The sequence below is a fragment of the Streptomyces sp. PKA51 genome (assembly GCF_057552455.1).
In genome coordinates this window covers 503,749-517,628 of sequence record NZ_BAAJPZ010000002.1, presented here as the reverse complement: position 1 = coordinate 517,628, position 13,880 = coordinate 503,749, and the positions used below count along the sequence as shown (strand labels likewise).

Below are 13,880 nucleotides of genomic sequence, written 5' to 3'. Positions count from 1 at the left end.
GTGGGGGCGCCTGGCGAAGGTCCGCCGGGCACGCCCCGGGGCGCAGCGGGCCGATACGGGCGTGGTGCGGACGCGCTCGTCATATCTTCGAGAAAACGCCCGGTATTCCACCTTGCCCCGGGCCTACGATGACCGTAGGCAGGATGCGGAACCGCGGTGGGGCCGCCTCCCGCCGACGGGGGAGCCATGACCACGCCATGGACCGATCACCTGCAACTGGAAACCTTCGTCAAGCAGTTCGAGCTGGCCGACCGGCTGGGGCACGACGCCTTCGGTGAGTACGCCGCCGTGGCCGACGAGCTCGACGAGCTCTACCTCACCCAGGCCCAGCAGTTCCTCCAGGAGCTGGACCCCGACGGCGCCGCCGAGCGCTTCGCCGAGGTCGTCCGCCTGAACGAGACCCTCCTCGCCCGCGCCGACCGCGAGCTCGCCCGCCCCGAGCGCGTCGCCCCGGACTACCGCACCGACCTCATCGCCTGGCGCACCGAGGCCGCCGACCTGGCCGTCTACGCCCAGGGCGAGGCCCTGCTGGCCCAGGCCATGCAGCGCCGCCTGTCCGGCGACCTGCGCGGGGCCGTCGACCTGTACGAGCAGGCCCAGGAGCAGTTCGGCCAGCTGGCCGAGGAGTCGGAGGCCCGCGGCGAGCTCGGCGAGCTCAAGGCCCTGCTGTCCGGCACCGACGCCGGCTTCTGCCAGGGCGTGCTCGCCATGGGCGCCGGCGCCTACCAGCAGGCGCGCGAGATCTTCCGCCAAGTGCGCGCCACCTACCAGGAGATCCGGCGGGAGCTCGCCGACGACGTCCCGGACGTCGGCGGCGGCCCGCCCGGTGCGGGCACCCCGGCCGGCCAGGTGGCCTGGGAGGTGGAGGCCCAGCTGGCGTACGCCGACATGATGTTCCAGCTGGCCAGCTTCTTCGACCACGTGCGCTCCGGCCACCCCGACCGCGCCGAGGAGTGCATCTGCGAGGCGGTCGGGTTGTACGAGGAGTGGATGAACCTCGTCATCGCCCAGGGCTGCGCCCCGCTCCAGCGGCGGGTGATGCTCATGGAGCTGTCCAACCTGCGGGGCTGGCAGGGCTGGGTGCGCGCCGACGTCGCCCGCGAGCGGCGCGACTGGCAGCGCTGCCGCGAGCACCTGACGCGCGCCGAACAGGCGTGGTCCGCCTGCGCCGACCTCAGCGCACGGCTGTCGGTGACCGGGCGTGCCTCGCTGCCGTTCGAGATGTCCAACATCGAGATGCTGCTGGAGACCAGCCGGCGGCGCTACCAGCGCGAGCGCGAACTGTGGCAGGAGATCGAGCGCCTGACCGTCCAGCTGCGTGCCCAGGGGCGGGTGGAGGTCCACTCGCACGGAGGGTACGGAGGGCAGGGCGGCCGCGGCGGCACGGGAGGGAGCCTCGACATGAGCGAGAACCAGGAGCACCACTACTCCACCTACAACTTCCCCGGCGCCAACGTGGGCGCGGCCGGGGACGGGGCGCGGGCCGAGAGGTTCCAGCAGTTCACCGGGCTGCGCCCGGGCGACTTCCGGCACCTCGCCGAGGAGCTGGAGGACCTCGCGGTCACCATGGGCGGGGCGGCCGCCGACGAGACCCAGCGCGCCGCGGTACGCGCCGTGCGCGCCGCCGCCGAGGGCGCCCGCGCCCAGGACGAGGGCGCGGTGCGCCGGCACCTGCGCGCGGCGGGGGCGTGGGCGCTGGACATGGCGGCGCGGCTCGGCGTGAGCGCCGCGGAGGCCGCCGTGCGCGGCGCGCTCGGCGGCTGAGCGCGCCGTCGCCGCGCGGTCCGGTCAGTCCTCGGCGCCCTGCCACAGGTCGGGGCCGAAGACCTCGTAGTGGACGGCGGACGCGGGCACGCCCGCCGCCAGCAGCTGCGCCCGGGCGCTGCGCAGGAAGGGCAGCGGGCCGCACAGGTAGGCCGTGGTGCCCTCGGGGACGGTGATGCGGGAGAGGTCGGCCAGGCCCGTACGGTCGGCGGGGTGCGGGCCCTCCGGGTGCTCGTACCAGACGTGGGACTCCGCGTCGGGCAGCTTGTCGACGAACTGCTCCAGTTCGGCCCGGAAGGCGTGCGTGGATTCGCTGCGGTCGGCGTGCACGACGATCACGCGGCGCCGCGAGCCGGTGGCGGCCAGGTGGTCGAGCATCCCGATCATCGGCGTGCAGCCGATGCCGGCCGACGCCAGCAGGACGGGGGAGTCGTCGTCGGCCAGGGTCACGTCGCCGAAGGGGACGCTCACCACCAGCTCGTCGCCCACCTCGACGGCCGCGTGCAGGTGGCCGGAGACCTCGCCGGCGGGGTCTCCGGCCACGCGCTTGACGGAGAACTGCAGGGCGTCCTGCGGGAATCCGGAGATGCTGTACTGGCGTATCTGCCGTGCCCCGTCGGGGAGGGTGACGCGGACGGAGACGTACTGCCCCGGACGGGCCGCGGGCACCGGGCGGTCGTCGAGGGGCCGCACCACGAAGGTGGTCACGTCGGCCGTCTCGGTGTGCCGGGCGACGACGCGGCAGGGCAGCCACACGTCGCCGGCGGCCCGTCCGGCCTCCTCGTACAGCCGGGTCTCCAGCGCGATGAGGGCGTGTGCCATCAGCCAGTACACCTCGTCCCAGGCGACCGCGACCTCCTCGGTGACGGCCTCGCCCAGGACCTCGACGATGGCGGCGAAGAGGTGGTGGTGGACGACCTTGTACTGCTCGGCGGTGATGCCCAGCGACGCGTGCTTGTGCGCGATGCGCGAGAGCAGCGCGTCGGGACGCTCGTCGGGGTGCTCCACCAGCGCGGTGGCGAAGCCGGCCACGGCTCCGGCGAGGGCCTGCTGCTGACTGCCGACGGCCTGGTTGCCCCGGTTGAACAGGTCGCGCCGCAGCTCGGGGTGCGCGGCGAACAGGCCGGTGTAGAAGCGCGAGGTGATCTCGCCGAGGGCGCCCGCGACCGCGGGCAGCGTGGCACGGACGGTGCCGGCCGACTCCGGGGACAGCATGGAGGCTCCTTTGACGCCGTTGAAATGGTATTCAAGAGTCGTATTTAAGGGTGCGTGCAACTCCCGCCCCGGGGAGGGTGTTTCAGAAGGTGTGTCAGGAAGTTTTTCCGCGGGCGGGGCCCGCGCCCAGGCTCAGCAGGACCGGTCCGGTCGGCGGTCCCGTCAGCTCCTCGACCGTGATCGGGTCGAGGGCCGCGAAGAACGCCTCCTGCGCCGCCCGCAGGGCGCCGCGCAGCCGGCACGCCCCGCGCAGGGGGCAGGGGGGCTCGTCCTCGCAGCCGACGACGTCCCCGGTGCCTTCCAGCTCCCGCACCAGCCGCCCCACCGAGCCCAGCCGCCCGGCGGTGGTCAGGCTCAGGCCGCCGCCGCGGCCCCGGCGGGCCTCGACGACGCCCAGGTGCTGCAGCCGGCTGACGACCTTGGCCGCATGGGTGTACGGCACGTCGATCGCTGCCGCCACCTCGCGGGTGGTCGGCGCTTCGTCGTCCCGGACCACGGCCAGGCGCATGGCGATGCGCAGGGCGATGTCGGTGCTCTTGGTCAGTCGCACGCTCACGATTCTAGCTAATTGGCATTCCGCAGTCGTATTAAGGGGGTGATGGGTCGAGGGTGCAGGGAAGTGGGGTGCCCACCCCGTACCGGTCGGTAGTCGGATTGACAGGCGGTAACCGTGCGGGGAGTCTGAACCCCCGCATGATCGATTCGATCATCAACCATGCATGATTCCCTCACCTTTGGAGTAATTTGTGGCACAGCGCGAACGCAGTGCGCGAAACGGGAGAGTGCTGGCAGCACTCGGTGCGGCGACGGCCCTGACGGCGGTGGCGACCGGCCCCGCGACGGCGGCCGACGCCACCGAGTACGCCGGTGGCGCGCGCTACGTCGCCCTCGGCGACTCCTACACCTCAGGCCCCGGCATCCCTCGGCAGAGCGGCGGCGACTGCGCCCGCTCCAGCGTCAACTACCCCTCCCTGACGGCCGCCGCCCTGAAGGTCTCCGCCTTCAAGGACGTCAGCTGCAGCGGCGCGACGACCGACGACATGTGGCGCACCCAGGGGGAGAACGCCCCCCAGCTCGACGCCCTCGGCAAGCGGACCCGCCTGGTCACCGTGGGCATCGGCGGCAACGACATCGGCTTCGGCACGATCATCGGCACCTGCGCCCAGCTGTCGGCGAGCGACCCCGCCGGAGCGCCCTGCAAGAAGCAGTACACCGCGCCCGACGGTGGCGACCTGCTCGCCCAGCGCATCAACGACGCCGCCCCCAGGATCGCCCGGGTGCTGCAAGCCGTGCACCAGCGCGCCCCCTACGCCGACGTCGTCCTCGTCGGCTACCCGTCGATCATGCCCGACAGCGGCACGTCCTGCTTCCCGGCCGTGCCCATCGCCGCCGGCGACGCCCCCTACCTGCGCGACACCGAGCAGCGCCTGAACGCCATGCTCCAGGAGCAGGCCCGCGCGGCGCACGTCCACTACGCCGACACCTACGGCCCCACCGTCGGCCACGACGTGTGCACCCCGGCCGCGGACCGCTGGATCGAGGGCGCGAACCCCGAGAGCCCCGCCGCCCCCTTCCACCCCAACGCCAAGGGTGAACAGGCCATGGCCGGTGCGGTGCTGAAGGAGCTGCGCGGCCACTGAGCCGATTGTCTGTCGGCGGACGGGCCGGGCCGGTAGGCTCCGGGGCCCGTCCGCCCCACCGGGCGCGATGCCGACGAAACGGAGGCAGAGATGGCAGATCCGGCCCTGGCAAGACCGGCCGCCCGCCGGCCCGGAGTCCTTCTCCGGCGCCGGAGACTGCCGGTCCTCGTCGCGACCGTCGCACTGATCGCCGGCGCGGCCGCACCGGCCGCCGCGGGCACCGCCCCGGCGCCCGTCCGTACGCCCGCCAAGACCCCCGTCGCCGTCGGCTACGGCGGCGCGGTGGCCAGCGTGGACCCCGACGCCTCCGCTGCCGGCATCGACGTGCTGCGCAAGGGCGGCAACGCCGTCGACGCGGCCGTCGCCACCGCCGCCGCCCTCGGGGTGACCGAGCCGTACTCGGCCGGCATCGGCGGGGGCGGCTACTTCGTCCACTACGACGCCCGCACCCACCAGGTCGCCACCATCGACGGCCGCGAGCGCGCCCCGCTGAGTGCCACCGACAAGCTGTTCCTGGACGACGGCCGGCCCCTGCCGTTCGCCGACGCGGTCACCAGCGGCCTGAGCGTCGGCGCCCCGGGCACGCCCGCCACCTGGCAGGCCGCCCTGCGCAGCTGGGGCAGCCGCCCGCTCGCCCAACTCCTCGAACCGGCAAAGCGCCTGGCCCGCGACGGCTTCACCGTCGACGCCACCTTCGCCCGGCAGACCGCCGACAACCAGGACCGCTTCAAGGACTTCCCCGACACGGCCCGGATCTTCCTGCCCGGCGGCCGGCCCCCGGCCGTCGGCTCGACCCTGCGCAACCCCGACCTCGCCCGCACCTACCAGGAGCTGCAGCAGGAGGGCGTGGACGCGTTCTACGAGGGCGCCATCGGTCGCGACCTCGTCCGCACCGTGCGCAAGCCCCCCGTCGCCCCCGGCTCCGCGCGCGTCGCCCGCCCCGGCGACCTGACCGAGAAGGACCTGCGCTCCTACGCCGTCGAGCGGCGCAGCCCCACCCGGGCCTCCTACCGCGGCCTGGACGTCTACGGCATGCCGCCCTCCTCCTCCGGCGGCACCACCGTCGCCGAGGCGCTGAACATCCTGGAGAACGACGACCTCCAGGACGTCGACCAGGCCACCTACCTGCACCGCTACCTCGAAGCCAGCCGGATCGCCTTCGCCGACCGCAACCGGTGGGTGGGCGACCCCGCCTTCGAGGACGTCCCGGTGCGGGGCCTGACCTCCCAGCGGTTCGCCGACGCGCGCGCCTGCCTCATCCGCGACGACGCCGTGCTCACCAGCCCGCTCGCCCCCGGCGACCCCCGCCGGCCGGACGCGGGCTGCACCACCCGCGGCACGGCCGCGCCCACGCCGTACGAGGGGGAGAACACCACCCACCTGACGACGGCCGACAAATGGGGCAACGTCGTCTCCTACACCCTCACCCTGGAGCAGACCGGCGGCAGCGGCATCACCGTGCCCGGGCGCGGCTTCCTCCTCAACAACGAGCTGACGGACTTCTCCTTCACCCCCGTCAGCCCCGGCACCCACGACCCCAACCTGCCCGGGCCCGGCAAGCGGCCCCGCTCGTCGATGGCACCCACGATCGTCCTGGACGACGGCAGGCCGGCCTTCGCCCTCGGCTCACCGGGCGGCGCCACGATCATCACCACCGTGCTGCAGACCCTGCTCAACCACGTCGACCGCGGCATGCCGCTCGTCGACGCCATCGCCGCGCCGCGCGCCAGCCAGCGCAACGCGGCACGCACCGAGCTGGAACCCGGACTGTGGAACAGCCCGCTGCGCGGCCTGCTGGAGGCCAAGGGACACGCCTTCCAGCAGAACCCGGAGATCGGCGCGGCCACCGGCGTCCAGCGGCTGCCGGACGGCCGCTGGCTCGCCGCCGCCGAGCGCACCCGTCGCGGGGGCGGCTCGGCGATGGTGGTGCGACCGGCCGGCTGACCGGCGGGCACGCGAGGGTCCATCCCCCACACGGGCGAACCGGCCGGCGGTACCGGTTCCTCCGCTGCGGTCCGGGAGAGACGACAGGCATATGGCTGCCGTCTCACCCGGACCGACCCGCCGGAAGGGCCCCGGGCGCCCGGGCAGGGCGCCGGCGGCCACGGCGATCGCACCAGCCGTGCCGACTGTGTCGGCTGTGTCGACGGTGCTGGCAGTGCTGGGCGTGCTGGCCGTGTGCGCGATGTGGCTCGCGACCGGTGGCCACCCCGCACACGCGGCCTCGCGCCGCGCCGGCACCGTACGTCCACCGGCCGTGCGCTCGGACGCCGTTCGCTCGGGTGTCGTGCGTGCGCCTGCCGTTCGCTCGGGTGCCGTTCGCTCGGGCCTCGTGCGCTGCTCCCTCGGGGCCTACCTCAGTGACCTGTACGACCTGGACGCCGTCAAGAACCGGTTCTCCGCGCGGCTGTGGCTGTGGTCGGAGTGCGCCGACAAAGACCAGGACCCTTTGCCCACCGCGTCCTTCACCAACGCCGACGACCCCAAGAAGAGCGACCCCGTCCTGTCCACCCGGGCGGGCCGCGCCAGGGACCTGATCCGCATCGAGGGCTCCTTCCGGCAGATGTGGGACGAGCGGGCCTTCCCCTTCGACAAGCACCGCCTCCGGATGCTGGTCACCGCCGGGGACGACGCGCGGCACTTCGCGTTCACCGTGGGCGACGGCTCGGCGTACAACCCCGCCATCGCCCCGCCCGGCTGGCGGGTCACGGGCTTCCGGGTGGTCGCCGCCCCGTACCGCTATCCCACGGGCTTCGGCGAGTTCGGCAACGCGCCGGATGGTGGCAGCACCTTCAGCCGCGTGCGCGTCGAGGTCGACGTCGTGCGCACGGATCCCACCGTCTTCTGGAAGCTGACCGGACCGCTCTACCTCGTCCTGCTCATGGCCACGGCCACCTTCCTGCTGCCGTCGCACAGCAGTGAGCTGGGCATGGCCGAGCGGCTGGACGCGCTGCAGAGCCGCCTGGGCGTGCTCGGCGGCGGGCTGCTGGTCGTGATGCTCAACATGCAGCAGGTCAGCACGGTGGTCACCAGCACGGACGGGCTCACGCTCGTCGACGGCCTGCACCTGCTCACCCTCGCCTACCTGCTGGTCGCCGTGATCGCAACGGTGCTCTCCTGGCGGTGGACGGTGCACGGCGGCGACCCGGCCGTGGCCGAGCGGTTCCACTGCCGCGGCGCACTGGCGGCGTTCGTCGTCTACGTCCTGACGGCCGGGGCGATGGTGGGGTACGTGGCCCTCGCCGGTTGACGGGCCGGGCCGGGGAGGTTTTCCACAGGTTCTGCGACGGTCTTGCCACGCGCTGTGACGAGTCCTACGGTCGCATGCACACGCGGATCTTCGCTTGCCGTGTGTCCGTCCGGCTGACGCCCCGGCTGAGGAGCTGCTTGTGACCGACGTTCTCCGCGCAGCACTGGTTCAGGCGACCTGGACCGGCGACACCGAGTCGATGCTCGCCAAACACGAGGAGCACGCCCGCGCCGCCGCGGCGCAGGGTGCCAAGGTGATCGGCTTCCAGGAGGTCTTCAACGCGCCGTACTTCTGCCAGGTGCAGGAGAGCGAGCACTTCCGCTGGGCCGAGCCGGTGCCCGACGGCCCCACCGTCCGCCGGATGCAGGACCTCGCCCGCGAGACGGGCATGGTGATCGTCGTGCCGGTCTTCGAGGTCGAGCAGCCGCACGTGTTCTACAACACCGCCGCCGTCATCGACGCCGACGGCAGCTACCTCGGCAAGTACCGCAAGCACCACATCCCCCAGCTCAAGGGGTTCTGGGAGAAGTACTACTTCCGCCCCGGCAACCTCGGGTGGCCCGTCTTCGACACGGCCGTCGGCCGCATCGGGGTCTACATCTGCTACGACCGCCACTTCCCCGAGGGCTGGCGGGCCCTGGGCCTGGCCGGCGCCCAGCTCGTCTACAACCCCTCCGCCACCTCGCGCGGCCTGTCCGCCCACCTGTGGCGGCTGGAGCAGCCGGCCGCGGCCGTCGCCAACGAGTACTTCGTGGCCGCCATCAACCGCGTCGGCCGCGAGGAGTACGGGGACGACGACTTCTACGGCACGTCCTACTTCGTCGACCCGCGCGGGCAGTTCGTCGGCGACGTGGCCAGCGACAGCAAGGAGGAGCTGGTCGTGCGCGACCTCGACCTCGGCCTGATCGACGAGGTCCGCCGGCAGTGGGCCTTCTATCAGGACCGCCGCCCCGACGCCTACGAAGGGCTGGTGCAGCCGTGACGCAATCCGTCGCCTCGCTCCACGACCGGCACCGGGCCGTCATGCCGCAGTGGCTCGCCCTGTACTACGACGAGCCGCTCGAGATCACCCATGGCGAGGGCCGCCATGTCTGGGACGCCCACGGCCGGCGCTACCTGGACTTCTTCGGCGGCATCCTGACCACCATGACCGCCCACGCCCTGCCCGAGGTCACCAAGGCCGTTGCCGAACAGGCCGGGCGCATCCTGCACACCTCCACCCTCTACCTCGACCGGCACATGGTCGAGCTGGCCGAGCGCATCGCCGCCCTGTCCGGCATCCCCGACGCCCGGGTCTTCTTCACCGCCTCCGGCACCGAGGCGAACGACGCCGCCCTGCTCCTGGCCACCACCCACCGGCGCTCCAACCAGATCCTGGCCATGCGCAACGGCTACCACGGCCGCTCCTTCTCCACCGTCGCCATCACCGGCAACAGCGCCTGGTCGCCCACCAGCCTCTCGCCGCTGCAGACGCTCTACGTCCACGGCGGCGTGCGCAGCCGCGGCCCCTACGCGCACCTGAGCGACGCCGACTTCATCGACGCCTGCGTCGCGGACCTGAAGGACGTCCTCGGGCAGGCGCACGGCACCGTCGCCGCGCTCGTCGCCGAACCCGTCCAGGGCGTCGGCGGGTTCACCGCCCCGCCCGACGGGCTGTACGCCGCCTTCCGCGAGGTGCTGGCCGAGCGGGGCATCCTGTGGATCAGCGACGAGGTGCAGACCGGCTGGGGCCGCACCGGGGACCACTTCTGGGGCTGGCAGGCCCACGGCGAGAGCGGCCCGCCCGACCTGCTCACCTTCGCCAAGGGCATCGGCAACGGCATGTCCGTCGGCGGCGTCGTCGCCCGTGCCGAGGTCATGAACTGCCTGGGCGCCAACTCCATCTCCACCTTCGGCGGCAGCCCCGTCACCATGGCGGCCGGCCTCGCCAACCTCACCTACCTGCTGGAGCACGACCTCCAGGGCAACGCCCGCCGCGTCGGCGGCCTGCTGATCGAGCGGCTGCGCGCCCTGACCGCCGGCCTGCCCCTCGTCCGGGAGGTGCGCGGCCGCGGCCTGATGATCGGCATCGAGCTCGCCGGGCCGGACGGCGCCCCCGCGGCCGAGGCCGCCTCCCTCGCCCTCGAACACGCCCGGGAGCTGGGCCTGCTCGTCGGCCGGGGCGGGCGCGAGGCTGGCGTCCTGCGCATCGCGCCGCCCCTGACGCTCACCGTCGCCGAGGCCGAGGAGGGCGCGACGGCCCTCGGCGAGGCCCTGCGCCGCACTCAGCAGGACCTCGACGGGAAGGCCGGATCATGACGCGTACCGTCATCCGCGGCGGGCTCGTCATCACCGCCGCCGAGGAGAGCAGCGCCGACGTCCTCGTCGAGGACGGCCGCATCGCCGCCCTGGCGGCCTCCGGCAGCGCCTGCGCCGAGAGCTGGACGGCCGAGCGCACCATCGACGCCACCGGCAAGTACGTCGTGCCGGGTGGCGTCGACGCCCACACCCACTTCGACCTCCCCTTCGGCGGCACCGCCTCGTCCGACACCTTCGCCACCGGCACCCGCGCCGCCGCCTGGGGCGGCACCACCACCGTCGTCGACTTCGCCGTGCAGCAGCGCGGCGGGGCCCTGCGCGAGGGGCTCGACACCTGGCACGCCAAGGCCGAGGGCCAGTGCGCGATCGACTACGCGTTCCACATGATCCTCTCCGACGTCAACGAGGCCACCCTCAAGGAGATGGACCACCTCGTCTCCGAAGGCTGCACCTCGTTCAAGCTGTTCATGGCCTACCCGGGGGTCTTCTACAGCGACGACGGGCAGATCCTGCGCGCCATGCAACGGGCCGCGGCCAACGGCGGGTTGATCATGATGCACGCCGAGAACGGCATCGCCATCGACGTCCTCGTCGAACAGGCCCTGGCCGCCGGCCGCACCGACCCCCGCTACCACGGCGAGGTGCGCAGGGCCCTGCTGGAGGCCGAGGCCACCCACCGGGCCGTCGCCCTGGCCCGCGTCGCCGGCAGCCCCCTGTACGTCGTGCACGTCTCGGCCCAGGAGGCCGTCGCCGAGCTGGCCCGGGCCCGCGCCCTGGACCTGCCCGTCTTCGGCGAGACCTGCCCGCAGTACTTGTTCCTCTCCTCCGACCGGCTCGCCGAGCCCGGCTTCGAGGGGGCCAAGTACGTCTGCTCCACCCCGCTGCGGCCCGAGGAGCACCAGGCGGCGCTGTGGCGGGCCCTGCGCACCGACGACCTGCAGGTGGTCTCCACCGACCACTGCCCGTTCTGCTTCAGCGGGCAGAAAGAGCTCGGCCGCGGCGACTTCTCGAAGATCCCCAACGGCCTGCCCGGCGTCGAACACCGGATGGACCTCCTCCACCAGGCCGTCGTCGAGGGCCGCATCACGCGCCGCCGCTGGATCGAGCTCGCCTGCGCCGCCCCCGCCCGCATGTTCGGCCTCGCCCCCCGCAAGGGCACCCTCGCCCCCGGCGCCGACGCCGACGTCGTGGTCTACGACCCGCACGCCCGCCAGACGCTCTCCGCCGCCACGCACCACATGAACGTCGACTACTCGGTCTACGAGGGCAAACAGATCACCGGGCGGGTGGAGACCGTCCTCTCCCGCGGCGAGGTCGTCCTCGACCGCGGCACGTTCACCGGCCGTGCCGGGCACGGGCGTTACCTGCCCCGCACCACCTGCCAGTACGTCATGTAAGGAGCACACCGCACGTGGACTTCGGCCTCGTCCTGCAGACCGACCCGCCCGCCACCGCCGTCGTGGAGCTCATGCGCCGCGCCGAACGCGCCGGTTTCACGCACGGCTGGACGTTCGACTCGGCCGTGCTGTGGCAGGAGCCCTTCGTCATCCACAGCCGCATCCTGGAGCACACCGAGCGCCTGATCGTCGGCCCGATGGTGACCAACCCCTCCACCCGCACCCCGGAGGTCACCGCCTCCACCTTCGCCACCCTCAACGACATGTACGGCAATCGCACCGTGTGCGGCATCGGCCGCGGCGACTCCGCCATGCGCGTCGCCGGCCGCCGCCCCAACACCCTTGCCGTGCTCAGCACCTCCATGCGCATCATCCGCGACCTCGCCGAGGGGCGGGAGACCGACGTCGGCGGCAGCACCCTGCGCATCCCCTGGGTGCGCGACGGCAGGCTCCCCGTCTGGATGGCCGCCTACGGGCCCAAGGCGCTGGCCCTGGCCGGCCGGGAGGCCGACGGCTTCATCCTCCAGCTCGCCGACCCCTGTCTGACCGAGTGGATGATCAAGGCCGTGCGCACGGCCGCGGCGGACGCCGGCCGCGACCCGGACTCCCTGACCATCTGCGTCGCCGCCCCCGCCTACATCGGCGACGACCTCGCCCACGCGCGCGAGCAGTGCCGCTGGTTCGGCGGCATGGTCGGCAACCACGTCGCCGACCTCGTCGCCCGCTACGGCGAGCACTCGGCAGCGGTGCCCGAAGCGCTCACGGCGTACGTCAAGCAACGCCAGGGCTACGACTACAGCCACCACGGCCGCGCCGGAAACCCGTCGACGGACTTCGTCCCGGACGAGATCGTGGACCGCTTCTGCCTGCTGGGCCCGGCCGAGACCCACATCGAACGCCTGAGCGCACTACGGGAGCTGGGGGTGGACCAGTTCGCGGTGTACGCGATGCACGATGCGAAGGAGGCAACGATCGACGCCTACGGCGAACGGGTCCTGCCGGCGCTGCGGTGAGCCTGCCTACGGCACGCGCGCCGTCCACTCTTCGGAGGCGAACTTCGTCGCCGCGAGCTCCTCGGCGCGCGCCATCTCCTCGGCCGTCACCGCCCCCGCGGTCAACCCGTACCGTGCCCGGAACGTCCCCACCATCCGCTCGATCACCGCTTCCCGCGACAGCCCCGTCTGCCGCCGCAGCGGATCCACCCGCTTCTTCGCGCTCTTCGTGCCCTTGTCCGACAGCTTTTCGCGCCCGATGCGCAGCACGTCGAGCATCTTGTCCGCGTCGATGTCGTAAGCCATCGTCACGTGGTGCAGCACCGCGCCGCCGCCCGCGACCATCCGCTTCTGCGCCGCGCCCGCGATCTTCCCGGCGTCCGTGGCGATGTCGTTGAGCGGCTGGTACCAGGCCTTGACGCCCATGTCGCCGAGAGCCGCCAGGACCCAGTCGTCGAGGTACGCGTAGCTGTCGGTGAAGGACAGGCCCTGCACGAGGGCCTCGGGCACGGACAGCGAGTAGGTGATGGTCGACCCGGGCTCGATGAACATGGCCCCGCCACCGGAAATGCGGCGCACCACCGTCATGCCGTGCCGGGCCGCGCCCTCGGGGTCGACCTCGTTGCGCAGGGACTGGAAGCTGCCGATGACGACGGCCGGTGCGCCCCACTCCCACACCCGCAGCGTCGGCGGCCGCCGTCCCGCGGCGACCTCCGCGGTGATGACCTCGTCGAGGGCCATGTGCAGGGCGGGGGACTGGGGGCCGTCGTGGATGAGCTGCCAGTCGTAGTCGTGCCAGTCGGTGGCGTTGGCCAGCGCCCGCCGGACGGCGACGCCGACGGCCTCGGAGGTGAGGCCGAACATCACGGTGCCCTCGGGGAGCGCCGCGTCGATGCGGGTGCCGAGCTCCTGCGCGGACAGGTCGGCGTCGGCCCCTTCCAGCGCGCGGTTGATGTCGAACAGCGCCTCGTCGGGTTCGAGGAAGAAGTCCCCGGCCACCCGGACGTCGCGGAGGGCACCGTCGCGGACCTCGACGTCCACGACGACCAGCTTGCCGCCCGGCACCTTGTACTCCCCGTGCACTGCGCACCCTCCTCAAACATGCCGCTGAGCCGGCCCCAGTGGCGGATACAGCCACGGTACGTGCCGAGGACGCCTGACGGTGCGGCTGGAGGTGCTGTCGGCGCCGACCGCCGCCCTGCGGGCGATGGCCGATCCCGGGGAGGGCGGTGAATCCTTGGCCCCGGCGGACCGGGTGCACCACCGCGAGCAGTGGCGGGGAGCAGCCGCACCAGCAGAAAAGCACCAGCAGAAAAGCGGCATT

General features: G+C 72.9%; 11 protein-coding genes. 8 read left to right on the top strand and 3 right to left on the bottom strand.

Annotated elements, in window-relative coordinates; translation table 11 throughout:
* Positions 1-186: 186 nt before the first annotated feature.
* Positions 187-1,764, top strand: a complete 1,578-nt coding sequence (locus AC27L3_RS04660; RefSeq protein ID WP_487232717.1) for a hypothetical protein — start codon at positions 187-189, stop codon at positions 1,762-1,764.
* Between the two features lie 24 nt (positions 1,765-1,788).
* Here AC27L3_RS04660 and AC27L3_RS04655 read toward each other — a convergent pair whose 3' ends face one another.
* Both AC27L3_RS04655 and AC27L3_RS04650 read right to left on the bottom strand, forming a co-directional pair.
* Positions 1,789-2,979 carry a globin domain-containing protein gene (locus AC27L3_RS04655; protein WP_487232716.1) on the bottom strand — a complete coding sequence of 397 codons (1,191 nt, stop codon included), beginning with the start codon at positions 2,977-2,979 and terminating at the stop codon, positions 1,789-1,791.
* A gap of 94 nt (positions 2,980-3,073) precedes the next feature.
* Positions 3,074-3,529 (bottom strand): RrF2 family transcriptional regulator, encoded by a 456-nt coding sequence (locus AC27L3_RS04650; protein WP_487232715.1) that lies wholly within the window; start codon positions 3,527-3,529, stop codon positions 3,074-3,076.
* A 232-nt stretch (positions 3,530-3,761) separates the two neighbouring features.
* On the opposite strand from AC27L3_RS04650, the gene AC27L3_RS04645 reads away from it, so the two are divergent.
* The 7 genes from AC27L3_RS04645 to AC27L3_RS04615 all read left to right on the top strand — a co-directional run bounded on the left by AC27L3_RS04645 (position 3,762) and on the right by AC27L3_RS04615 (position 12,577).
* Positions 3,762-4,619, top strand: a complete 858-nt coding sequence (locus AC27L3_RS04645) for an SGNH/GDSL hydrolase family protein (protein WP_487232714.1) — start codon at positions 3,762-3,764, stop codon at positions 4,617-4,619.
* 90 nt (positions 4,620-4,709) lie between these two features.
* On the top strand, positions 4,710-6,563 hold the full coding sequence (gene ggt / locus AC27L3_RS04640) for a gamma-glutamyltransferase (protein ID WP_487232713.1): 1,854 nt from the start codon (positions 4,710-4,712) through the stop codon (positions 6,561-6,563).
* A gap of 196 nt (positions 6,564-6,759) precedes the next feature.
* Complete coding sequence (locus AC27L3_RS04635) at positions 6,760-7,869, top strand: ligand-gated ion channel (protein ID WP_487232712.1); 1,110 nt, start codon at positions 6,760-6,762, stop codon at positions 7,867-7,869.
* A gap of 139 nt (positions 7,870-8,008) precedes the next feature.
* On the top strand, positions 8,009-8,851 hold the full coding sequence (locus tag AC27L3_RS04630) for a nitrilase-related carbon-nitrogen hydrolase (RefSeq protein WP_487232711.1): 843 nt from the start codon (positions 8,009-8,011) through the stop codon (positions 8,849-8,851).
* 41 nt (positions 8,852-8,892) lie between these two features.
* Complete coding sequence (locus AC27L3_RS04625) at positions 8,893-10,167, top strand: aspartate aminotransferase family protein (RefSeq protein ID WP_487232810.1); 1,275 nt, start codon at positions 8,893-8,895, stop codon at positions 10,165-10,167.
* Complete coding sequence (gene hydA, locus AC27L3_RS04620; RefSeq protein ID WP_487232710.1) at positions 10,164-11,564, top strand: dihydropyrimidinase; 1,401 nt, start codon at positions 10,164-10,166, stop codon at positions 11,562-11,564. Before AC27L3_RS04625 ends, hydA begins: the two co-directional genes overlap by 4 nt.
* A 14-nt stretch (positions 11,565-11,578) precedes the next feature.
* A complete protein-coding gene (locus tag AC27L3_RS04615) occupies positions 11,579-12,577 on the top strand; it encodes a TIGR03842 family LLM class F420-dependent oxidoreductase (RefSeq protein WP_487232709.1) in 999 nt (332 codons plus the stop codon).
* A 6-nt stretch (positions 12,578-12,583) separates the two neighbouring features.
* Here the strand turns inward: AC27L3_RS04615 and lplAB are convergent, their stop codons facing one another.
* Positions 12,584-13,639 carry a lipoate-protein ligase LplAB gene (gene lplAB, locus AC27L3_RS04610; protein ID WP_487232708.1) on the bottom strand — a complete coding sequence of 352 codons (1,056 nt, stop codon included), beginning with the start codon at positions 13,637-13,639 and terminating at the stop codon, positions 12,584-12,586.
* Positions 13,640-13,880 lie beyond the last annotated feature (241 nt).